The sequence below is a fragment of the Leptolyngbya sp. PCC 6406 genome (genome assembly GCF_000332095.2).
Classification (GTDB): Bacteria; Cyanobacteriota; Cyanobacteriia; order Phormidesmidales; family Phormidesmidaceae; genus PCC-6406.
On sequence record NZ_KI913949.1, the window covers coordinates 1,989,108 to 2,011,655 of the forward strand.

Sequence of the window (22,548 nt, forward strand, 5' to 3'; positions counted from 1 at the left end):
GAGCGGCAAGCTGTCCAGGGCTCATGCTTCCAGCTCCGAAGTTTCAATCCCTGAGAGGGTTTGGGGGGGGTTGGAGCCTATTCCGGCTGGCCAGTGGCTTTGCTTTGCAGATGCCGTTTCAATCCCTGAGAGGGTTTGGGGGGGGGTGGAGCCAGCGGATCGCCTGATCGCTGCCCGCCCCTACGCAGTTTCAATCCCTGAGAGGGTTTGGGGGGGGTTGGAGCTCCGGACAGGGGAAAGAGGGGGGTCCAGGGGGGAGGTTTCAATCCCTGAGAGGGTTTGGGGGGGGTTGGAGCCGTTCAAAAAACTTGGCAACCTTGGTTCCTAGCTGTTTCAATCCCTGAGAGGGTTTGGGGGGGGTTGGAGCCGAAGGGGTCACCGGCGGGAAAGTAATACTTCTCGTTTCAATCCCTGAGAGGGTTTGGGGGGGGTTGGAGCGGTACCCAATCCCCGCCAAAGCCTCCAAAGCCTGCTAGTTTCAATCCCTGAGAGGGTTTGGGGGGGGTTGGAGCCAAAAATCGGCGGGTATCAGCGGGGCGGCCCACCATTTCAATCCCTGAGAGGGTTTGGGGGGGGTTGGAGCGTACCACTCAGAATCAGACAGATAATTCATGGGTGTTGTTTCAATCCCTGAGAGGGTTTGGGGGGGGTTGGAGCGCCTATTACTGAACCGACTCCCCCTGGGTATGATCCGTTTCAATCCCTGAGAGGGTTTGGGGGGGGTTGGAGCCATTAGGCGTGAGCATATTTCTTCTGCCTCGATCCGTTTCAATCCCTGAGAGGGTTTGGGGGGGGTTGGAGCGCCTAGATTGGGGTCAAATAAGCTCCCATCCCGCCGTTTCAATCCCTGAGAGGGTTTGGGGGGGGTTGGAGCCATGATCCCTTGGGCGTTGGCAGCGGCGGTGCGCGTTTCAATCCCTGAGAGGGTTTGGGGGGGGTTGGAGCCGAGGCGGCGCAATCGGCAGTGGATAGCCTGATCGTTTCAATCCCTGAGAGGGTTTGGGGGGGGTTGGAGCCTCAATGCCAAGGGAGCCGACACCCCCGAGGTCTTGTTTCAATCCCTGAGAGGGTTTGGGGGGGGTTGGAGCGGGTCAATCCGGTGCAGACCGAGCGCGAAACCGGAGTTTCAATCCCTGAGAGGGTTTGGGGGGGGTTGGAGCGAGGCAACTACACCCGCGATGGTTAGCAGCTTTAAGTTTCAATCCCTGAGAGGGTTTGGGGGGGGTTGGAGCGAGTAGCCGTCTACCCGTACTAGGGGGGAGTGTTCGTTTCAATCCCTGAGAGGGTTTGGGGGGGGTTGGAGCATAGTCTCTCCTGGTAGTTTAACTAGTGAGTTAGTTTCAATCCCTGAGAGGGTTTGGGGGGGGTTGGAGCTCCGGCCAGCGTGACGGTGCTCTATGCCGATACCGTTTCAATCCCTGAGAGGGTTTGGGGGGGGTTGGAGCCGAGCGCTGGCGGGATTTCGCCAGCCGCATGGCGAAGTTTCAATCCCTGAGAGGGTTTGGGGGGGGTTGGAGCTTGGCTCTATTTTTCCCGCTCTTGCTATTTGGCTGTTTCAATCCCTGAGAGGGTTTGGGGGGGGTTGGAGCCGCTTGCTACACCGAGTTAGCCAAGTTCCTTCCCAAGGTTTCAATCCCTGAGAGGGTTTGGGGGGGGTTGGAGCATCGCTCGACCTATCGATAAAGTCAATGTTGCCAGTTTCAATCCCTGAGAGGGTTTGGGGGGGGTTGGAGCAGCAGCACTTGCCGCCGTGGCAGTAATCACAGCAGGTTTCAATCCCTGAGAGGGTTTGGGGGGGGTTGGAGCGGTGCCAGCTTCCCGATCTGCTGGGCGTACTGATCGTTTCAATCCCTGAGAGGGTTTGGGGGGGGTTGGAGCGAGGATAGCAACAAACCCCCAGACGGACTTGAAGAGTTTCAATCCCTGAGAGGGTTTGGGGGGGGTTGGAGCAGTAGCCGTCTACCCGTACTAGGGGGGAGCGTTCGTTTCAATCCCTGAGAGGGTTTGGGGGGGGTTGGAGCCTATTGAGTCCGTTGGCCGCTTCGTCGATGGATTTGTTTCAATCCCTGAGAGGGTTTGGGGGGGGTTGGAGCCTACCTTGTCGAAGGTGCCGGAGCTAACCTTGCTGTTTCAATCCCTGAGAGGGTTTGGGGGGGGTTGGAGCGTCACCGCCATGATCCGCTGGCTCATAGCGGTGAAGTTTCAATCCCTGAGAGGGTTTGGGGGGGGTTGGAGCTTTCTGGGTATTTCACCATGCTGTCCGCAACTGTTGTTTCAATCCCTGAGAGGGTTTGGGGGGGGTTGGAGCTGACGAGGACGGATGACCGATAACCAAATTTACCAGTTTCAATCCCTGAGAGGGTTTGGGGGGGGTTGGAGCCAAGGGCGCGGTGCCTTTGTCGGTAGCACTCGGATTGTTTCAATCCCTGAGAGGGTTTGGGGGGGGTTGGAGCGGCGGGCCTGGGAAAAGGTTGGTGTATTTGGTTTTCAAGGTACAAATGCGCGGATAGCGCCATTTGTGCCATTCTACCCTGTCAGACACCAGATAGAACATGGGCCGAAAAAGGCTGAAAGCCAAGCATCCCAAGCCATCTGACCCTTGCGCGGACAATCCAATCTGGCAAACACCCAAAATCCTTTGAGGACAGGGGGTTGGGGCATTTTCCCAGGGCCTCCAGCCTGACACCCCCCCTACCGCGCCAGCGCTAGGCAAAGAAAACCGTCTCATCCCGAACCGCCTCCCCACCGATACGCTCAATTTTGCCCTGGCAACAGGCACAGAGAAAATAGAAGCGGATACTGTCCGTTTCCGGCTGAATCAGCTTGTTAAGGCGATTGCGTAACTTAGTGTATTCAGCAGCAGAAAGACTGCACTCAAAAACGCTGTACTGCATCCATTGTCCATAGGAGGAAAGAATGGTGTGGATTTTGGTGCGGCGTTTGTCTTCGGAGATGTCGTAGGTGATGACGGCATGCATGAGTGGAAAGTTTTGAATGCTTAATTTTGAGTTTTGAATTGATAATTGGAAAATCTTGAATTGATGATTTTGGATTTTGAACTGATAGCAGAAAACAGGAATTAAAAACTCAAAACTTAAAATTCATCACTTCAAGATGAGGGGGGGGTATTGATCGGTTTCGGCCATGAGGTATTTGGCGAGGAGTCGGGTTTGGATTTCAAAGGCTTCCTGGTAGGTGCATTGGCGACCCATGACGGGATGCTTGAATTTGGATTGCTTTTTCTGTTCATAGAGCCGGAGAAACTTACGACGGCCTTCGTCGGTGAGGGATACCGCGTGGCTGATGGGTTCTGGGGTGAAATCTTCTAAACTCAACGCTTTGCGGTTGAGGGCGGCTAGCACCATGGCATCAACCACCAAGGGACGGAATTCTTCCATCAAGTCGAGGGCGAGGGAAGGGCGACCATAGCGCTGGGTGTGGAGATAGCCCAGATAGGGATCAAAGCCGACGATGTTGAGGGCTCCCTGAACATCGTGGCGCAGCAGGGCATAGCCAAAACTGAGCAGAGCATTGACGGGGTCGGTGGGGGGACGACGGCAGCGGGTGGTGAAACTAAAGTCGTCGTTGCGGATCAGGCGACCAAAGTGACCGAAGTAGGCGGCGCTGCCTGCCCCTTCAAGTCCGCGTAGGGCATCGATGATGGCGGTTTGATTGATGGGTTGGATGGCCTGCTCTAGACGGGTAATGCCGGGTTCTAGGTCGGTGATGCCCTCTCGTTGCGATCGCATCAGTAGGGTGCGGTAGTTCTTCAGCTTGCCGCGAATGAAACCCTGTACAGCGTGGATAGAACGCTCGGTTTCCCCAGCGGCCTGCCACTGGGCCGATCGCACAAAAATATTTTTGTTCAACTCCGGCTCTAGCCGCCCTAAAAATCGCCCGGTACCAGTCATAAAGCTGAGGGGAATTTTGCGCTCTAGCAGTTCAATCAAGGCGGCGGGAGAGACAGTAGCCCGACCGAGTACCACCACCCCATCGACCTTGATCAAAGGGACATCGAGCAGCGTTTCTTTTTGGGCGCGCACGCGGAGGCGTTCGTCGGTTTTGCCGATGAAGGCATCGTCGGTTGAAATGTAAATTGTTCCCATGGTGGTTGTTAGGTGATAGGGAGGGGAGGAGTAGGGGAGTGATGGAGGGGGGGAGTAGGGGAGTGATGGAGGGGGGGAGTGATGGAGTAGGGGAGGGGGGGAGTGATGGAGTAGGGGAGTGATGGAGTAGGGGAGTGATGGAGTAGGGGAGGGGGGGAGTTCCTCCAACACCCCAACACCCCAACACCCCATCACCCCATCACCCGCTTTCTCGATACTGTCCAACCTTCTTCGCCGCCTGGGGTAGGCATTGCGAGTAGAGGCTACAGCCTCGGCAGCGTTGGGTGTAGATGGGTGGGGGCATGTGTCCGGTGTGGAGCAGGGTGCGGACGGCGGTAAGAGTTGCGATCGCGCTTTCCCTCAGCTCAGGAGTGATTTCCACAGGTTGACGCTGGTGGGACTGGGCGTAGTAGATAAAGCCTTGGGTCACGGTACGTCCCGTCATGTCCTCCAGGCAGAGGGCTTGGGCGCAAACTTGCAGCTCATCATTGTCGAACTCCCCCCGGTGACCGCGCTTGTACTCGACGGGGTAGAGCTGGCCATCGCTTTCTTCGATCAGGTCAGATTTGCCGATCAGACCATAGCGATCGCTGTGGAGCCAGATCGCCCGCACCTGCCAAGTATCATCCCGGTGATTGCTGCCCAAAGTGTGAACGCGATCGTGCAGACCCGTGCCTTCAAGGGTGTACTGGTTATCACTAAACTCGCCCGCACAGAACATACGCCAACAGCGGTGGGGGCAGTAGGCGTATTGGTTGAGAGCGGCGATGGAGATGTAATCTTTGGACATACTTGTTCAGGGGGAGGGTTTTTGAGTTTTGAGTTTTGAGTTTTGAGTTTTGAGTTCTTAGTTTTGAGTTGGGGGATGGGAATGCTTAGTTTTGAGTTCTTGGTTTTGAATTGTGAGCGGTTGCAGTGGGGGGAATAGGTTGGAATGGCTGAGAGTGTTATTCAGAAAAAGAGTTTTGAGTTTGCATTGAGAATTATTTGTCTTTATAAAAAATTGCAATCTCAAAAAGAATTTGTGCTTTCTAAGCAACTATTAAGAAGTGGAACTAGCATTGGGGCAAATGTCGAGGAAGCGACTGCTGCCCAGAGTCGTAGGGATTTCTTGTCCAAAATGTCAGTTGCTTCTAAGGAAGCCAGAGAAACTAAATATTGGTTGAGATTACTGCAAGAATCAGATCTGGCATCTATCGATTTCCAGTCAGAAATATCCCAAGTAGATGAACTTATTCGGATATTGACTGCAATCGTCAAAACTACCAAAACCACTTCGTAGTCCAAAACTCAAAACTAAACATTCAAAACTCAAAACTATCCCCTCCTCACCATCCCCATCCCCATCGGCGTCTTACGTCCAACTCCGGCGTAGAGGGCAAAGTCAGCTAGTGCGTTGAGTTGCTTGATGGTGTCGGTGTCCAGGGAGCCGAGAATTTGATAGGTGACTGTGCCGATGCAGCCCATGAACTGGTTGATGGGGCTAGTTTTGGCTCCGGTGTGTTGGAATTGCTGGCGAGGATCGGTGACGACTTCGGTGCGGATGTTGAAGTAGCTGGGTTGTAGAACGTCCAGAATTTCCCTGGGAAATTCCAGATCGCTGTAGTGGTTCCAGCGGCGGAGCAGGCTACCGAAGACGCAATCGGGGGTGGGTAGGGGGGAGTCGTATTTGCCCTGGCGAAAGGCGGTGGGGGTGCAGAACTGGAGGGTGAGTTTGCGCTCGGTGTCGGAGGCTTGGTCGTAGAGCTGTGGGTAATTGCAGAAGTTGGCCCAGGGCTGGGTGCTCTGGGGGGTGCCGAGGATGCTGGTGATGTGCAGATCGGCGGGGCCGAGGTGCCAGGGCTGAGTGGGGTTGAGGTTGAGCCAGAGCTGGGAGAGGTGACCAAAGAGGCGATCGTCGAGCAGGGAGATGCGCCACCAGCAGGGGGTTTGGGGGGGGATAGGCTTGTGGTAGGTCCATTGGAGAAGTTTTGAGTTTTGAATGTTTAGTTTTGAAGTTTGAATTGAACGGCTGCGAGCTGAATTCAAAACTGAGAACTCAAAACTATCAACTATTTGAAGGGGACTCAGCGTAAACGCCTTATTCCCCTGGTTAGCGTGGAGCTGGTTGCCCATGTCGGCATCGACGGTGGTGACGAGGCTGAGGAAGAGGGCGTGAAGGTGTTTGCCGGTGGTGAAGCCGGGAGGGATGGGGGAGGTGGGGAGGAGGTTGAGGACGAGGCTATGGGGCATGGCGATCGCCTAATAACTCAGCAATGTGACAAATAAAGGCTTCGACGGCTGGGAGTAAAGGCTCAACTTGCTCCCGCTCAAACTCTAGGAAGTCTAGATAGTCAGCTTCCTGACGACGCTCAAACAAGTCGTTGTATAAGCGGGCCAAGTCTTTAGAAACCAGACCCGGCCTGACATATTCACGGTTGAAAATGCCTCGAACACCAGAATGTTTGGAAGCTGACAGGTTGTCTTTGGCAATCAAGGCGGATACCGCATAGAAGCAACTGTATTAAAGCCGATTCATACAGGCATTCCATCGCTCGGCTTGGGCTAATACCTGGGCATCAACTAACGTGGCCTGAGCACGCTGAATGCGATAAGTTGCTAATTCGTTAGAACCGTGACTCACAGCATAATTCCGTCTTTTTGTACGAACTGGTAAAAGGCGCTCGCTTGATAACGTGGTGTTTGCCATTCCATGCGATTACGTATAATCGAAGTGAGGACTTCACCGATATCCCACTCCAGTTCGTAAAGGGCATGGCGGAGGTGATCTGTTCGTTTAGCATCTACTGGGCCATCCAGTAAAACAAGGAAATCCCAGTCAGACTCTGGGGTAGCATCACCGCGAGCACGGGAACCATAAAGAATGATTTCGGCTTCGGGCTCTATCTGGTGAATGATTTGTTTGACTTGGTCAAGAATAGGGTTTTTCATGACTTTTCCCTAGATGGGTTCTTGGGCTGTTATGACTAATTGCTGAATCGATACTGCATGTGAATTGGGAGCTTGAGCGCCTCGCTGAGTCCTTCAAAGGTGTAGAACTCGCCGATCATTCGCACGTTACGGATGAGGCTGACGGGGGGCATGTTGAGGGTGTCGTAACTCAGTACTTGGTTGGTGAACATGACATCCAGTGGGTTGAGTGGATGGGGAAAGGTGAACTCTTTGGCGGAGTTGTGTTTAGGAGTGGGTAGCGCCTTCACGTTTACCTCTGCCTTACTCATCCATTTCCCCAGTCGAATCCAGCGGGGAAAGGTTAGGGGTTTTTGGGCAATGACGAAGAACTCAAACTGACTTTCGGGGGCAATTTCTTTGGCGCGACCAAAGCTGGGGATATTCTTCTGGGTTTTCTGCATTTCAACGTGGTAGCGGTTGTCGGCGTATTTCCAGGTATTGAGCACCGCCGCGTGGCGAATTGCTCTAGCGGGGGTGACGTAGATGCCCTGTTGATTCAGGGGCGTGAGATGGGCCTCATACAGGGGCACTTGTTCGGCACAGAAGTATCGATAGCTATTTTCGTCCACAACGGTGGTGGCATACTTGGCGCTATCGACTAGCCCTAGGGCGTAGCAGAGGGCGTAGTTATGCAGTACGGGCTCTGTCTCGTAGAGCCGCCCAATTTCCCGCGTGGCGTAGTAGAGGTTGTCGTGCAGTTCTAGGGTGCCGCGATAGATATGGGGCATGGTTCTAGGCTCCAGCTTTAGCAGCCTTTTTCTTGCTACCAATGTGCTTGTCAGCGTAGGCTTTGGCTTCTTGATCAGCCTGGTTGAGAATGGAGCGGATTCCGTCTTCGCTGGCGGTTAGGGATTTGACTTCGGTGAGCAAAGCCTGGAAATCTGCGCCAATGAAATCAGTATGCACAATGAACTCCTCTCCCATGAGCGATTGAATAGCGGCCTGAGCGGCTTGAGCGACATCATTCTCATCAAGGGGATCGGGAGTTTTCAGGGTGCTATTAGCCTGCATCTGGTCATAGATGGCCTGGGTCCAGCGCAGGTTGCTGACGATTTCGCCATCGGCAAAGACGACACCGATGAGCTCATTGCGGACGCGCCCGGTGCGGGTGGTTTGGGCTCCGTAGTGGCGAGTTCTGAGGATGTTATTGAAGACGTAGAGAAAGCTGGCTTCTGTAGGATCTTTGAGGGTGACAATGCTGGGGAAAAAGACCTGGGGCCGGATGTGATCTTGTTGATTAATGCGGCTGGTAACTTCCCCTGGCTTGGAGCCCGCTTCCCCCTTGGAGGCCATCGTGCCACTTTCATAGGGGGCATTCAGGGTGAAGGTTTCGTGGGATTCATCAAAGGCGGTAATGGAGAAGGCGGTATCCACGACAACTTTGGATTTTTCTGAGCCGGAGTCGCCGATGGCAAAGCCGTAGATGATGCAGTCGGGATTATCCATACCAAAGGCGACGTTGTACTCACAGTCCTCTGGCTTGACGAAGCCGTAGGTGCGGAGGAGTTCGCGACCCACCAAGCGCTCTGGGGTGGACTGCTTGCGCTTGAACATGGAGAGACGGCTGATCGTAGTTCTATCTTCGACACCAGCTCGAACGCGGGCTTTGTTGAGTTCGCCATCGGTTTGAAAGAGCGGATAGGACTCGGTGACCCGCACGGTCAGGAAATGGACGTATTTGCCCATGGGTTTGTAGGGAATCGCGGTGTGAAAGAATTTAGGATCGACGGTTTTGAGCAGGGCCATAGTTTTTCTCCGAAGGTAATGAATTGATTTTCTGTGGGGGCACGGTCTCTGATAAGTTCTGCGTTGAAAGAGAGGATCTCGCCTCTATAAAATGCAGAATGCAGGCATAGATTTAACCCGTTAGCGCCTGAACTAAAATTCGCATCAGGGGTTCTACGTCGTCGGGAACACGATAACTGTCAAAGCCTTGATCGATGTGTTTACGCTTGCGGTGGAGCAAGCCAAACTCCCAGATTTTTCCAGTTGTCACTGCACCTAAAATACGGTCAGCGGGATTATCTATTTCCCACTGATCTAGGGCAATGAGCTGAGCCACTAATTGAGTGAAGCCAAAATCCAAGTCTCCTTTTTTGGCCTCAATAATGAGCAATTGGCTCTGCCGTTGTAGAAAATAGTCTAAATACCCTTGAAGCTGTTCCGTAACCTTGATGGGATATTCAATCCGAAGCTCTGCTTGGGTGTAGTGGATCAGGTCTAGAATGACTGGAGAGACGAGTATTTCTCGACGAGCTGTTTCCGTGGATAGATTGACGTAGGGTAATGTCTCTTCAATACGATCCTTTAATTCGGTAATGCGATCGAGATCTCCTGAATATTGAGGTAGATTTAATCGCTTACGGCTGAAGGTATAGCCAAATTCTTCAGCGAGTTCTGCGGCGATTAACTTGAGTTCAAAAATTCTACTGAATGTGTAGGAGCCTCCAGGCTCTAAGACCTTCATTCTTCCTCCTCCTTGGGTTTTTCTTGGGAGTTCTCTTTGAGCTGCTTTTCAGCATTTATCACCTGATTTTCTTTGTCTTGCTCTAGACGGTAGAGAAATTCGCAGGTGTCGCGAATCAGATTCAGTTGGCGACCGGCTAGGCGGGCGCGATCGCCAGCAAAGGCTTGCTCAAATACATCGACCACAAAGTAACGGGCAAAGTCGAGGACAAGTTGGCGTTCCTTTTCGCGATCGCGGATCACCCAGCGCCCCTCAGCGGTTGAGTTGTGGACGCGATCCATGAGCTTAAAGACCTCTGCGGCTACCACGGTGACCAGAGCTTCGTCGTGGAACATGCTGGTTTCAGCTTTGAGGATGGTATCGGCGGCGATGTCGATAGGCTTGAGAACTGCGTTGGCCTTAGCGTTGTAGCGCTTGTTGGCCCGATAGAATTCGCGATAAAGTTCCGTTAATTTCTTGGGATGATTCAATGCTGATGCTGGGGTCACGTTCCAGTTCTCCTGATCAAAGGTGTAGGTGGCATAGGGGTCAAAGCAGGGGTAAAAGTGGTGGGCGTAGAGCCTGATTTTCTGAGGACTCGGGGCATCGGCTTTCTGCCCTCGACTCCACTTCGCTAGGTAGGAAAAGACATACAGAGGGCTGGTTTCGATGTCTTTGGCTAGTTCTGTAAAGCGGCCCCAATTAGCGTCGTAGCCGCCTTTGCCCTGCTTGGCGTTGACATCCATGTGGATGGCGTAGGCGGCAGTCAGGGTATTCAGGGGGGCGGGGTGCTTGAGTCCGCTCTCGTCCGTCCAGCCTTCGAGGATGAAATCGAGTCGAAAGCGATCGTGGCCGACCAGGGTACGGAAAGCGTGGGGAGCACTGTCGAGGAAGACGCTTTCTTCAAACTCAGCCCCATCGGTAAAGGGCGGAATGGGCGACTCCGACACCACGGTTTTGACATCCAGAATCATGGGAAAGGCCAGGGCCAGCCAAGTCGGCATCACCCAAGATTCGGTGTCGGTGCTGTCGCGCCCTGGGGGCAGGGCCATGAAGTAGAAGGTGAGGGGTTTGTTGTCGGGGTAGGCCAGTTTGAAGGTTCTGTCTCGCTTGAAATTCGGGTCGTCGTCGGACAACTGCTTGCGCTGAGCCAGGTCGTCTGCCATCAAAAAGGCATCGACAGTTTGATACTTTTCTCTGCCAAAGTCAGCTTCTAGCTGCTTGTTGATGAAGTGGTTACGAATGCTGGTGTCAAAGCGGGTTTGGGCGATGTTGTTATAGGCCCGATGTAGAAACGAGTTGGTTTCCGGGGTGAAGTAGTAGGTGGGATAGAAGTAGAGGTAGCGGTATTTGCCATCCTCAAAGCGCTTGCCCACGGCCTGGGTCTGGTTCATCAAAATCTGCCGCAGCATCATTTCAATGCCTGCAATGCTGGAGATATTGCGTTTGGCGTTGGAGCCGCCCAGGTGTTGTTTGTTGGTGTAGACCTGGGGCGTGAACAGCACCGCCGATTCCATCTGTTCGCTAACGGAGTAGGGGGAATGGGAGATAGAGCATATTTTTTTTGCACCTCTTTTTGACTTTTTGGCGGCGTTGTAATGATTTAGTTCTTTCAGGAAGATTTCAGCCTGTTTTTCGACTGATGGTTGTAGAGTTTTTCCCGGCAGCATGGCAACTTTACCAACCCAATCTCGTAAATCCATCCAGGCATCGGGAATTTCGTATTTGTCCACAATGGGTTTTGTAAGTGTTAGCCAATGATTTACTAGCCCTTGACAAATTGGCCTTACATCTTCATAACCTGGATTTCTTTCCAAATACTGTTTTGCGATATAGTACCACTCATACGAGACTCCGCCTGTATTCTTAAGATTTTTAAGATTGAGAACTTCAGGTAAACAATCCACTAAATCAAGAAACTCTACAGCAGATCTAGTTAGGTCAAGATTTTCGATGACAGTAATATCTTGAGACTTTTTATGTTTCTTCAAAAGTGAAATAACTTGATCTGTGTATTTCTGCCAGAATTTTCCGACGATGAGGGCTCCTAATTCAGCGAGATGATCTACTCGGATATCTTCCGGAAAATTGATATCAAGACTCTCAGGTAATTCCCCTTTCTCCTTGAATTGAACTAGCTTTTGAGCTTTATCGGCTGCTTTACTTGTCTTGATTTTGCTAATGACACCATCGACGGAAAACTTCATAAGTTCCTGAATATTGAAAAATAGCTCATAGTAGTCGGCATACTTCATGCCGACGTTTCCACGGCTGAATCCAACCTTGCGTGAGGAAAGCTGGTTTGCACAAAGTGCCTTAATGCTGGCGACAACGCGATCGGGCAAGGTATTGGGGCTAATCGCTGGGGCTTCCCGTTGGGCCAGATAGATGACACCTGTGGGCAGATACAGCAGTGGGGTGTAGTGCTCTTGCTCTGGCGTATTAAGGCTGCTGTGGGCATCCATCAGGGCGTTGTTGACCACATTGGTCAGCACCCCTCGGTTTTCGGCAATGGCGTGGTAGGTAAAGCGCAACTGGCCATCGCTGACCCCGTGAATGATCTCATTCAAGGCGGAATTCTCAGCGTCTTGGGGGTGCTTGATGATAGACGCGAGGCGATCGGCGAGGCAGGTGAGGTCGGATAGGCAGCGCAGGGTGCGATCGCGCAACACAGGATTCAGTCCATCCTCAGATAAGTTGAGGTTGGTATCATTCCGTCGCTGGGCGTTATAGGCCAGAAACAGCAGGTCATCCAGGTATTGTGTCCAATCGTCTGGTTGGTCAGGGCAGATGAAGGAATCTAGCCCCAACGCCTTCACCAGTGTCGTGATGATTTCGCGATGCTCTGGGATCGTGCGTTTCCGAATGTCCTGCTCTGGATCCCGCCGGATTTCCCTGAAGGCTTCCGGCATTTCAGGAATGAGGTCATAGTCGAACTTCTCGAAGTCGTGCAGAATAAAGCCCGATACCAGGAGACGGCGTTCTTGCTCTTTGACCAGACGCTTAACCGTGGTATCAAGTCGCTGTAACCGTCGCTCAATCAGGTTGGCTGGGAATAACCCATTGAGCAAGTGAGTATTGAGGGACTGATCCGCCGCATTGTCGCGACGAATCGGCTCCTTACCGGCAGCGATGCGTTGGGGATTCACGACCCGATCTAGATACTCGGCAAAGAATTTGCCCCCCTTGGCGGTTACCCCAACGGTGTATTTCAGTAGATGGGGGAGTGCGATCGCGGCAAAATCCTGCATTACGACATCATCAGGATTCTGAGCCTGAATGGCTTCCCGCAAGAGTTTGAGGGTCAGTAGCTCCCGCTGCGCGGGAGCTACTGTTCTGTCGCTTGCTTCGTCAAATCCATAGTCTTCATCTAGAAAGCCATAATCATCATTATGAGGACTCTGCATTATTCTTATTTGCCTCTAAAGAACCCAAAAAAGCCTGAATACAATCCGAAAAGGCAGGAAAATCTCTCAGGACTAGCTGAATATTGTCAACTACTTTGTTGGGATTTATTTTGTCGTAGAGATGAACCAATACATTTCTGAAACTGGCAGCTTCTGCCAAAATTTCTCCTAAAGCTTGTGGGAGAATACCCATCCTTGTTAGCTCCAAAAACACACTGGCATTTTCTTTTGGATCCAGAGAATAAAGCTCCTTGAGAAAATGTCGGCCAATGTCTAGTGAAGCTTGGATAATAAGTTCTTGAAGCCTTTCAGCAGTTCTATACTTATAAACATCACTGATTATCTGATTTCTGCTGAGCAAGGCTAATGGCCTCAACTCCTCCAAATAATCAGCAATTAACTTTAATTTGGCTTTGATCGAGCCGACTTTAAGGCTCATGACTGTCTTAGCCTCTCTAGTTTACGCTCGGTTTCCTCACTCAAAGCCTTCTCAAATATTTTCATTTCTTGTGGAGACTTGAAATGACTACGCCTAAAATCTTCAAAAGAACCAGGATCCCGCTCATAGATAACCTTGCCGTCTTCTGCAAGATAGTGAGCCATGAGTTCTGAGCATTCTTTCATCTCAATGACATCAATCTGATCATCTAGGAGATCATACGCATTCTGCAAAATCCCCCACATTCGAAATGAATCCCAGCCGCCTTTCTCGTATTGCTTGCGCTGCTCTTCATCACACAAGAAGGCGAAATCCCAATCACTACCTGAGTCGGCATCGCCTCTGGCGCGAGAGCCGAACAGAACTAATAGTGTGAGGTAAGGTGCTTTTTCAAGGATTTCAGGAATTGAGTCGGCTAGTTCTTCAACTTTGAGCCCTGGCCGAACGTTTTGCACTAGGTTTTGGGCGTAAAGCAAGCAAGCTTGAATATCCTCTGGTTCTAGAAAGGGATATTCCTCTTTTAGGGTGTCCATAGTATCCCCTGCGGCTAACATGCCCAAGACATGCTCGACGGCGAGACGATAGCCTCGAACAATGGGTTTGCCACCGAAGATTTTGCGACTGGTCGTAATGCGGCTTAGGAGTTCTGCTTCATTCATGGTGTGTAACTCTAAACAAGGTTTCTCCCTGAAGTAGTTCAATGCAATCGGTCAGGATACCTCTCTCGATCATCTGGTGGTACTGCCCCACCGTGAATTTTTTTCGCAAGATTTGGACTGTTATGAGAGGTTTTTTGATGTTGTATTAATAGATGGATTTTTTACCATTTTGATGGATTCTCGGGATGAAGCTGATCCAGTTGCCATTTTTCAGGATTACTCAAAATATACTGACGCAATCGATTTAGAGAAGCTTCACTACGAATAATATGCTCATAGTAACTCCGTTGCCACAATTTCACACCGATCATATCTCTATTTATATTGATAATTTTCGTGGACTGATATTTAAAGTATGCGACGACTTGCCCTAGCCTTGGCCGTTTTTCTCTTATGTTTTTTGTTTTTGACAAATGATTGCTCCTCTCGGAAATCGAATTATCTAAGATGGTTAAAATTCCATGGAAATGATTGGGCATGACTATCGCCGCATCTAAAGAGATGCATGGAAAGTGGTTGGGTATTTCTTGCCAAATTTTTTCAACGATCAAACCATGCTGATTGAGATGAAGGGATTTGTCATTAATCTTACCCAATAAACATTCTCTGCCCTGGACACAGAGGGTAATGAAATATGTCCCAGATTGGCTATAGTCATAGTCTCTTAATCGAATGGAACGTCGATGATGAATCGCGGGATTGTATTTCATCTTCGTAGGGGCGCGGCCTCCGCGCCCGGTGCAGCATATAAACAATAGGGTAGGGGCGCGGTCTCCGCGCCCAGTGCAAAATGTTGCGCTTTCCAGGGAAACCCGGTGTGGGGTTGTGAAATGTTGCATTGGGCGGGGAAACCCCGCCCCTACCATTGGGTTGTGAAATGTTGCATTGGGCGGGGAAACCCCGCCCCTACCGGGGATTAGTCCACCCATATTTCACCTCCATCGTGCCGGAATCGGTGCCGTAGGGGCGCGGCCTCCGCGCCCGGTGCAGCATATAAACAATAGGGTAGGGGCGTGGTCTCCGCGCCCAGTGCAAAATGTGGACAATAGGCAAAATGTTGCGCTGTCCAGGGAAACCCGGTGTGGGGTTGTGAAATGTTGCATTGGGCGGGAAAATCCCGCCCCTACCATTGGGTTGTGAAATGTTGCATTGGGCGGGGAACCCCCGCCCCTACCGGGGATTAGGCCACCCATATTTCACCTCCATCGTGCCGGAAACGGTGGGCGAGGGTGTCGAGCAGCAGGGCTGACTCGCCAAACGCCACTGAGTAGGGCGCGTTGGCATCATGGACGCTGTTCAGGTCGCTGATGGGGTAGATCTGAAAGTGCATAGGGAGTTGGAGCCGCAGCCGCACTTCCCGCACGGGCTTCCGCAGGACGTAGCAGACTATGGCCTGCTGCTGTAAGCGGCGGTTGATGGATCCGGCCCAGGGGTTATCGGGTTGCCAGATTTGTAGACCCACCAACACCTGTACCTTCCAGGCATCGGCGATGGGTTGGAGATCGCCAGGGGAGGTAAAGGTCCAGTTCAGCCGTTCTTCTCGGTAGCCCCGTAGCTTTATAAAGCCCAGGCAGTATTCAAAGCGGCCCTTGGGGATGGGTTGCCCGGTGCGGGCGACGGTTTCCTGGAGGGTGTCTAAGAAGGCGGCTTTGCTCCACATTTCGATGTCCAGGTTGCTGAGGATGCCGGGAAGGTCGTAGGTTTTGAAGCGATCGCACTCCCTCGGCTCTGTCAAATCGTAGAGTCCACACTGCAACGGGCTAGAGCCGCGAAAGCTGGTGGCGTCGTCGGCAATGGGGTTACCTTTTTTGCCGGATAGGTGCTGCCATTCCTTGGCCCAGCCGCCAATGCGTCCGCCTACTTGCCGAAGGTTGGTGGCAAACACCTTCTCGCAGGCATCATGAAACTGTCTCAGGGCATCGGAATACTGCTGTTTAAGGTTCGGGTTCTTGAGCTGTTGAGCTAGATACACAGATTGAACGGCTCCCCAGCGTTTGTAGTAGCCCTCAAAGTTGTTGATCTGGCGGTATTTCTCACGAATAAGGTTTTGGAAGGTGATTCTGTCGCACACCTGCCCATCGGACAGAACCGCCTCATCTCCCGCAAATAGCCGCTCCACAAAGAAGTTGGGGACCAGAGCATAGGCGCTAAAGCCATCAAATGGAATATCCTGGTCGTCTTTCCGATGGCCATCGTGGCGACCTAAGCGCCCTAACCGCTGGATGAAGTTACCTGCATCGGATGATTCAAAAATCAGGAAGTTGATTTTGAAATCGACGCCGACATCAATGGTGCTGGTGCCGATCACCAGGTCAGCCGCTAGGGATTCGGCCTTCTCTTGTCCACCCGATAGCCCGGTGTTTTCTCGCACCGTCAGGCCATGGTGGGCAAAAAGCGCTCTAAATACTGGGGTTAGTCGCTTCACCGCTGCAATGGAGTTGAGAATGATGGCTCCCTTGCTGCCGGGGTGCTCCAGAAATTGGCTGAGGATGAGGTCTTGATTGTCCTTCAGCCAGGTTTCCGATGCTTTGGATGTGGGCTCCATGGGCATAAAGGTCAGGTTGATGGCGCGGGCGACCTGTCGCCAATGCTGGTTACTGAGGGTATGGGCGGCGGCTTGGGTGTCTGGAAACTGGTACTTGCCTGCCTCAATCGGGTTAATGACTTGGCACCGGAAACCCGCTTGATCAAGTCTTTTCAGTAGCGTGTCGCTAGGGGTAGCTGAGAGAAACAGGAATTTTTTGCGTCGATTGGTGGCCTGAATTAACAGCATCGTGTTCAGAACGCTGGCAACCTGGGGGGCTGCAAAGACGTGAAATTCGTCGAAGATGAACAGGTCAAAGTCTTTGTCGATGCGGTTCCAGAGCTTATCGGGGGTATCTTTGCCCGTTAAGTAAGCGCCTCGGTGCAGGTAATGGAAGATGTCGGGGTTGGTGATCAGGATTTCAGATTGGCCCGAACGGGATGCGATCGCACTTCCCTTGCGCAAGCCTTCATTCTCTGCATAGACCTCCAGCTCAGGCCCGCTCAACCGATTGACCCGTGGGGCATTGGCCGGCTGAAACTGCTGGATGTAATCCCGCACCTGGGTTTCCTGATCGCTGGCGAGGGCATTGGTGGGGTAAAGTGCCATCGCAAAACAGTTTCCCTGCAATACCTCCAAATAAGCGGCAAGACTCTTGCCATCCCCGGTCATCGCCGTGTTGAACACCACATCTATCTCTGGGTTGCGCAATGCCTTTAAGGTTTCAACCTGATGCCAAGCGAGTTTCCATCCGTTAGGCAGCTTGATTCCTGCGGGGGCATCGGCGGGGCAAGCGTAAACAGGCTTTAGCTGAATGGAATACATGGTGCTTCAGGGAAAGTATCCGTGCCTTGTTGCATAACCCTATCTTGGCAGCGACAATAGGATTGATCAATAGATATACGGACGAAGTGTCCGTATACTTGAACGTGATTCCCTATGACCCGTAAACAGCGATCCATTACCCTGTCTATCGAAGAACACGAAAAGGCCCAGCTAGAGCAGCTTGCCCTGGAGTTTGACCAGACCTGGGGCAAAAAGCCCAACGTTTCAAAACTTTGCAAAGCGATCGCCAAAGGCCACCTGCGTCTCGCCATTAACCACGACTGGAACCGCGATCGCATCGACACCCTCAACCGTGCCCTGAATCACCTCAAAGATGCAGGGCGACTCCATGAAGCCCTGACCCTGGCCCAGGTCTTACTAGAACGCAGCGAACTGAACCAACCGCTGCGCCAAGCCATTCAAACCTGGGTTGATCGCCCCAATGCCCCCTGGCGCGTTGAGTTAGACCGCTGTATTTTGCGCCAACGCCCCTTTCGACTGGCCTATCAAGATGCCGCCGATCGCATCTGGAGCTTCACCGTGCGCCATGCCCGCATTGAGCCCCTAGAAGATCGCCAGTACCTCACCTGCTGGTGTGATCAGACCGAAGGCAACCAGGACGTGACCGCCCTTCAGCACAACTGGACCCTGCGCCTAGACCGCATCCCCGACGAAGCCGTCATAGCCCCCGCCGAGGGCTATTGGCAGCTAGAACTGGGGCATATCACCGTCGAGTTCCATCTGCTCAACCGCCTAGCCTTTGCCTATCGCTCTAAAACTGAGGCCGACGTGGTGAATGAATGGGTGCCGGAGCAGGAACGTCGCCGAGTGGTGCGGCGCATCCACAGTACGTTTTGGTTTTTCCGCGAGATCCGCCGCTATGGCGCAGATTGCATTGTGATTGGGCCAGAGGAAGTCCGCGATCGCTTTGCCCAAGAAATTGTGATGATGGCCAGACAGTATTCACCCAGTCTTTGAGCACCCCATCTTGGGCTCCTTCCTTCAGAGCGGCGGGGGCTCCCCATGGGGAAACCGTCGGGGATTGGGGGGATTTCCAGGTGCAATGGCCCCTTTGGGCCGGTCCCTGACCATCGCACTTTATCTGACCTGCGATCGCATCTCACCTGCGATCGCGGGCATCCACCCACCATTCCCCTCCCTTGCCCTCACCACACCGCTGGTCTAAAGGTGGTGTCGTTGGCGATAGCTACCGTCTCTCCACTCTGCTTGATCACAAACAGACCCCGCTGATAGGCATAGCGATCCACCCCTGGATCAATCTCAATGCCAGCTACAGCACCGTATATCTGATAGTCGCTGTAGTGGGGAAAGGCCAGTCGAAAGCGACCCATTTTCTCCAAGAAGTACTCCACATCCCGCTGAGAGAGCCGAGACTTCACCTCAATTGCCACTGCCACCGCTCCATTCACCGCGAAGATGTCGATTTCCATCTCAGCCCCCGGACGCTGGGACTTCATCCGGCGAGCCGTCTCTTGCACATCAATGCCGCGTGCCCGAAACAGTTGCACCACACCGGGTTCTACAAAGTTTTCGACAAATAGCCCCCAGCGACTGGTGAGCCCCGCCACCTCTCGACTGGTGTGGGCGGTGATTTTTTCTAATCGCTCCAGGCGACGATCTGCCTCCGCAGAACGACGATCCGCCTCCGCAGAAAGCTGCTTAGCCGCAGCGGTTGATTCTGCCCAGCGGCGATCTGCCTCCGCAGAGCGCTGATCGGCAGCGGCGGTTAATTCTGCCCAGCGACGATCCGCCTCTGCCTGGGAAGCGCGGAATAGGGCATAAATATCCTCAAGGGTGACCGGATTTGCCATGGTCTATTGACGACTGCTGTCCTCATTTTAGGCCCAGAGAACAGTCCTGCTACCGCCTATTGTTCAGGGATTGGGGGGGGTGCCAAACCTGGGGTTTTCAGGAAGCCCCAGGTGGTGTCAGGGCATGAGATTTCTTAAGGTTGTCCCTTCCCTGACTCCTCTTGCCTGTTCTGTGAAGGGCTCTCTAGGGGGGAAACCGTCAGGGATTGGGGGGATTTCCAGGTGTAATCGCACTTTATCTGACCTGCGATCGCGGGCGTCGCCCCTGTATCTTTCCTTGGGCATACTGAAAGATGCCTTGTTGAGATCTATCCAGCCCTAGGGCTGGCCACCCCCACCCATGCGTCGCTTAAATAACCGTGCCTTCGAACTACTGTCGGCTGAGGTGACCCGCCTGACCCAGGGCGCTTTAGAGGAAGTCCGTCGCGATCTCGTCCTGCGGCGATTGAATCGCTTTCGCCTCCAAGAGGGCGAGCCCCTCACCTATGAAGAACTGAGGTCCGCCGTCGAAGACATTTTTCCAGAATTCAATGACCGTATCTTGAGGAGAGCCGCCCGGATCAACCGGGGTCGGCGGGGCATTGGGCTCGGGCGTATCGGTGCGGTGACCCTGGGCACCGCCGTCACCGTCTCCATCGCCGCTGGGGGACTGTGGGTGCTGAACCTGCCCTATCCCATGATCCGCTGGCCCGTGTCTCGGGTGGCCCCCATCCTGCTGCTACCCAGCTACATCAGCATGGATCATAGCTACCGCCAGACGGTTTCCCTGGTGGCCCAGTCGGACCAACTGGTGAACCAGGCCACCAGTACCCAGGATATTCAACTGGGAGCAGAAAAGGTGACCGACGCCCAAAAGCACCTGGATCGTCTGCCCGTATGGTTTCTGGGCTACTATCCTCGGGCCTACTGCACCCTGTTTAGCTGCACTTGGCGCTTCACCTACGACGAGTTTGCGGTAGCTCGGGAAGCGATCGGGCGCATGGAGGCCAAGATTTTCCAAGAGGAGAACGCTTTCACCCTGCTAGATCAGGGCACCACGGAGGTAGATGCCGCCAAGGTCCAATACCAGGCCGCTCCTACTACCGAGGCCAAAACCACGGCGGTGATGGCTTGGCAGGGGGGCATGGATAAGCTCAACGAAATTCCACCGGAAACCCTGGCGGGGCGACAGGCCCAAACCAGGCTGGCGGCCTACCGGCGCGACTTTGAGCAGGTCTCTGGTCTCTTGGCAGGGGACAATCGCTCCATTACCCTGATTAATGCGGCCAAACAGTTCGCGATGCAAGCGGCCAATACAGCCCAGAACGCACCCCATAGGGCGGAGATCTGGGTGGAAATTATCGGCCTTTGGGAAACCGCGATTAGTCGCCTAGAAGAGGTTCCCATTGAGGATCCGGGCTATAGCGAAGCCCAGGCTAAGTTAGCGGAATATGGGCGTAACTTGGCAACTATTCGGATTCGACTAGCGCAGGAACAAGAGGCTCAGGACTACTGGTTACGGGCAGAGGAACGCCAAATCCGTCTCTGGGAAAGTTCTCGGCGGTTGAGTTCCGAAGCCTATGCAGCGGAGCTTCAGCTTACAGTAAATGAGCTGAAGCGGGTGGAACCGGGAACCACACCCTACGACGACGCCCAAACGCTGTTGCGATCGGTGCAGGCGGAGTTGGCCAAGGCCACGCCCTAGTACTGGGCGGCGGAATACATTGACCGTTTTATCGTGGCACACCTCGGCCCCTCTCCCTAGCCCTCTTCCAAGGGGAGAGGGGACCGGACAATGTTGGACTGATGAGGATCCGGGTTCCTCAGACGGGTAAATGGGGGATGAAGGTGGGTAAACTCGGGGGGTGCAACGATTTATATCCTGGACCCCTGGACTGCTGCTATGGCGATCGCACCCTCTCCCTCCACATTTATTGATAAGCCGATTAAGTTTGGCACCGATGGCTGGCGCGGCATGATGGCTGCTGACTTTACCTTTGCGCGGGTGCAGCAGGTGGCCACTGTCGCCGCCCAGGTCTTGCAACAGACCTATGGGGCCACCACCGGCAGCAACACCGTGATCGTGGGCTACGATCGCCGCTTTCTGTCCCCGGAATTTGCCCGCACCGCCGCCGAAGCGATCGCCGCCGCCGGATTTGATGTCCAACTCAGCAAGGGCTTTGCGCCCACCCCCGCCTTTAGCTGGGCAGCAAAATCCCAGGGAGCCCTGGGGGCAGTGGTGATCACCGCTAGCCACAACCCCGCCGCCTACAACGGCCTCAAGATCAAAAGTGCCTTTGGGGGGTCGGTGCCCCCTGAGGTGACCCAGCAGGTCGAGGCCCAGTTGGAGACGGTCTTTGCTCCAGCGACCCAACCAGGGAGCATCGCATCCTTTGATCCCTGGCCCAGCTACTGTGCCGAACTCCAGAGCAAGGTAGATTTAGGGTCGATTCAAACCGCGATCGCAAGTGGTCAACTCACCGTATTTGCCGATGTCATGCATGGAGCCGCTGCCACCGGGCTAGAACGGCTGCTGGGCACCGCCATCCATGAGTTCAACACCGAGGCCGACCCTCTGTTTGAGGGGGGAGCCCCGGAGCCCCTGCCCCAATACCTGAAGCGAATGTTGACGGCGGTGGCGGCTTACCAACCTGCGGTGCCGGGAGGGCTGGTAACGGGTCTCGTCTTTGACGGCGACAGCGATCGCATTGCGGCGGTGGATAGTCAAGGCACCTTCCTCAGTTCCCAGGTGTTGATTCCCATCCTGATCGACCACCTGACCCAGGTTCACGGCCTGTCTGGGGAGGTGATCAAAACCATTAGCGGCTCTAACCTGATTCCTAAGATCGCCGCCCTCCACAACCTGCCCCTCCATGAAACCGCCATCGGCTACAAGTACATCGCCGACCGCATGATGACATCCCATGCCCTAATCGGTGGCGAAGAGTCCGGCGGTGTGGGCTACGGTCACCATATCCCCGAGCGGGACGCCCTGCTGTCGGCTCTATACGTTCTGGAGTCGGTGGTGAAATCAGGGCTAGATCTCAGCGATCGCTACCGCAAACTCCAGGCCACCACAGGCTATTACTCGGAGTACGACCGCATTGACCTGCCCCTGCCCACAATGGCGGTGCGCGATCGCCTCGTAGCCGCGTTGGAAAATGACTGCCCCACTGCGATCGCAGGCAAAGCTGTGACCCACTGCCTCACCATCGACGGTTACAAGTTTTCCCTAGAGGACGAAAGCTGGCTGCTGATCCGCTTCAGCGGCACTGAACCGGTCCTGCGCCTCTACAGTGAAGCCGCCACAATAGAAGAGGTGCATAAGCATTTGGCCTGGGCTAAGGCGTGGGCTGAGGGGGTGGGGGAGTAGGGGGGT

Annotated in this window: 19 protein-coding genes and 1 pseudogene; 5 read left to right on the forward strand and 15 right to left on the reverse strand. The window is 53.6% G+C overall.

The genetic code is table 11. The features are described 5' to 3' along the window. Nucleotides 1–2,705 precede the first annotated feature (2,705 nt). The 3 genes from cas2 to cas4 all read right to left on the reverse strand — a co-directional run bounded on the left by cas2 (nt 2,706) and on the right by cas4 (nt 4,896). A complete protein-coding gene (gene cas2 / locus LEP6406_RS0209005) occupies nt 2,706–2,978 on the reverse strand; it encodes a CRISPR-associated endonuclease Cas2 (protein WP_008312242.1) in 273 nt (90 codons plus the stop codon). 126 nt (nt 2,979–3,104) lie between these two features. Continuing rightward, nucleotides 3,105–4,106: a type I-D CRISPR-associated endonuclease Cas1d gene (cas1d, locus tag LEP6406_RS0209010; RefSeq protein ID WP_008312244.1), complete on the reverse strand. Its 1,002-nt coding sequence runs from the start codon at nt 4,104–4,106 to the stop codon at nt 3,105–3,107. A 199-nt stretch (nt 4,107–4,305) separates the two neighbouring features. Next, the gene (cas4, locus tag LEP6406_RS0209015) at nt 4,306–4,896 is read right to left on the reverse strand and encodes a CRISPR-associated protein Cas4 (protein ID WP_008312246.1); all 591 of its coding nucleotides are present in this window, start codon (nt 4,894–4,896) and stop codon (nt 4,306–4,308) included. A 144-nt stretch (nt 4,897–5,040) separates the two neighbouring features. On the opposite strand from cas4, the gene LEP6406_RS0209020 reads away from it, so the two are divergent. Then, entirely contained in the window at nt 5,041–5,388 is a 348-nt protein-coding gene (locus tag LEP6406_RS0209020) for a four helix bundle protein (RefSeq protein WP_008312248.1), read from the forward strand. A 35-nt stretch (nt 5,389–5,423) separates the two neighbouring features. Here the strand turns inward: LEP6406_RS0209020 and cas6 are convergent, their stop codons facing one another. The 11 genes and pseudogenes from cas6 to cas3 form a co-directional block, all read right to left on the reverse strand. Further along, nucleotides 5,424–6,338 carry a CRISPR-associated endoribonuclease Cas6 gene (cas6, locus tag LEP6406_RS0209025; protein WP_008312250.1) on the reverse strand — a complete coding sequence of 305 codons (915 nt, stop codon included), beginning with the start codon at nt 6,336–6,338 and terminating at the stop codon, nt 5,424–5,426. After that, nucleotides 6,328–6,597: pseudogene (locus LEP6406_RS33795) on the reverse strand (HEPN domain-containing protein); the annotation flags it as partial. The pseudogene LEP6406_RS33795 and the gene cas6, both read right to left, overlap by 11 nt. A 128-nt stretch (nt 6,598–6,725) precedes the next feature. Then, nucleotides 6,726–7,037 (reverse strand): nucleotidyltransferase domain-containing protein, encoded by a 312-nt coding sequence (locus LEP6406_RS0209035; RefSeq protein ID WP_008312254.1) that lies wholly within the window; start codon nt 7,035–7,037, stop codon nt 6,726–6,728. 35 nt (nt 7,038–7,072) lie between these two features. Next, nucleotides 7,073–7,786 (reverse strand): type I-D CRISPR-associated protein Cas5/Csc1, encoded by a 714-nt coding sequence (gene cas5d / locus LEP6406_RS0209040; RefSeq protein WP_008312255.1) that lies wholly within the window; start codon nt 7,784–7,786, stop codon nt 7,073–7,075. A 4-nt stretch (nt 7,787–7,790) separates the two neighbouring features. Next, on the reverse strand, nt 7,791–8,804 hold the full coding sequence (gene cas7d, locus LEP6406_RS0209045; protein ID WP_008312257.1) for a type I-D CRISPR-associated protein Cas7/Csc2: 1,014 nt from the start codon (nt 8,802–8,804) through the stop codon (nt 7,791–7,793). Nucleotides 8,805–8,916: 112 nt separating this feature from the next. Next, nucleotides 8,917–9,525, reverse strand: a complete 609-nt coding sequence (locus LEP6406_RS0209050; protein WP_008312259.1) for a hypothetical protein — start codon at nt 9,523–9,525, stop codon at nt 8,917–8,919. Beyond that, a complete protein-coding gene (gene cas10d, locus LEP6406_RS0209055) occupies nt 9,522–12,911 on the reverse strand; it encodes a type I-D CRISPR-associated protein Cas10d/Csc3 (protein ID WP_008312261.1) in 3,390 nt (1,129 codons plus the stop codon). Before cas10d ends, LEP6406_RS0209050 begins: the two co-directional genes overlap by 4 nt. Continuing rightward, nucleotides 12,895–13,350, reverse strand: a complete 456-nt coding sequence (hepT, locus tag LEP6406_RS27240) for a type VII toxin-antitoxin system HepT family RNase toxin (RefSeq protein WP_008312262.1) — start codon at nt 13,348–13,350, stop codon at nt 12,895–12,897. The genes cas10d and hepT overlap by 17 nt, the downstream gene beginning before the upstream one ends. Then, nucleotides 13,347–14,009, reverse strand: a complete 663-nt coding sequence (gene mntA, locus LEP6406_RS30140) for a type VII toxin-antitoxin system MntA family adenylyltransferase antitoxin (protein ID WP_008312264.1) — start codon at nt 14,007–14,009, stop codon at nt 13,347–13,349. Before mntA ends, hepT begins: the two co-directional genes overlap by 4 nt. 161 nt (nt 14,010–14,170) lie before the next feature. Further along, a complete protein-coding gene (locus tag LEP6406_RS31070) occupies nt 14,171–14,605 on the reverse strand; it encodes a transposase (RefSeq protein WP_263971154.1) in 435 nt (144 codons plus the stop codon). 584 nt (nt 14,606–15,189) lie between these two features. After that, nucleotides 15,190–17,358 (reverse strand): type I-D CRISPR-associated helicase Cas3', encoded by a 2,169-nt coding sequence (cas3, locus tag LEP6406_RS0209075; RefSeq protein WP_008316992.1) that lies wholly within the window; start codon nt 17,356–17,358, stop codon nt 15,190–15,192. Between the two features lie 114 nt (nt 17,359–17,472). Between cas3 and LEP6406_RS0209080 the strand changes: the two genes are divergently transcribed. Both LEP6406_RS0209080 and LEP6406_RS34725 read left to right on the forward strand, forming a co-directional pair. Beyond that, nucleotides 17,473–18,336: a helix-turn-helix transcriptional regulator gene (locus tag LEP6406_RS0209080; RefSeq protein WP_008316993.1), complete on the forward strand. Its 864-nt coding sequence runs from the start codon at nt 17,473–17,475 to the stop codon at nt 18,334–18,336. A gap of 85 nt (nt 18,337–18,421) precedes the next feature. Continuing rightward, on the forward strand, nt 18,422–18,544 hold the full coding sequence (locus tag LEP6406_RS34725) for a hypothetical protein (RefSeq protein ID WP_263971155.1): 123 nt from the start codon (nt 18,422–18,424) through the stop codon (nt 18,542–18,544). Here the strand turns inward: LEP6406_RS34725 and LEP6406_RS0209085 are convergent. Further along, nucleotides 18,525–19,190 (reverse strand): hypothetical protein, encoded by a 666-nt coding sequence (locus LEP6406_RS0209085; RefSeq protein ID WP_008316994.1) that lies wholly within the window; start codon nt 19,188–19,190, stop codon nt 18,525–18,527. The two genes, LEP6406_RS34725 and LEP6406_RS0209085, sit on opposite strands and share 20 nt — an antisense overlap. Nucleotides 19,191–19,530: 340 nt before the next feature. On the opposite strand from LEP6406_RS0209085, the gene LEP6406_RS0209090 reads away from it, so the two are divergent. Both LEP6406_RS0209090 and LEP6406_RS0209095 read left to right on the forward strand, forming a co-directional pair. Further along, the gene (locus LEP6406_RS0209090) at nt 19,531–20,874 is read left to right on the forward strand and encodes a hypothetical protein (protein WP_008316996.1); all 1,344 of its coding nucleotides are present in this window, start codon (nt 19,531–19,533) and stop codon (nt 20,872–20,874) included. 198 nt (nt 20,875–21,072) lie between these two features. Beyond that, the gene (locus LEP6406_RS0209095; protein ID WP_008316997.1) at nt 21,073–22,542 is read left to right on the forward strand and encodes a phosphoglucomutase/phosphomannomutase family protein; all 1,470 of its coding nucleotides are present in this window, start codon (nt 21,073–21,075) and stop codon (nt 22,540–22,542) included. Nucleotides 22,543–22,548: the final 6 nt, after the last annotated feature.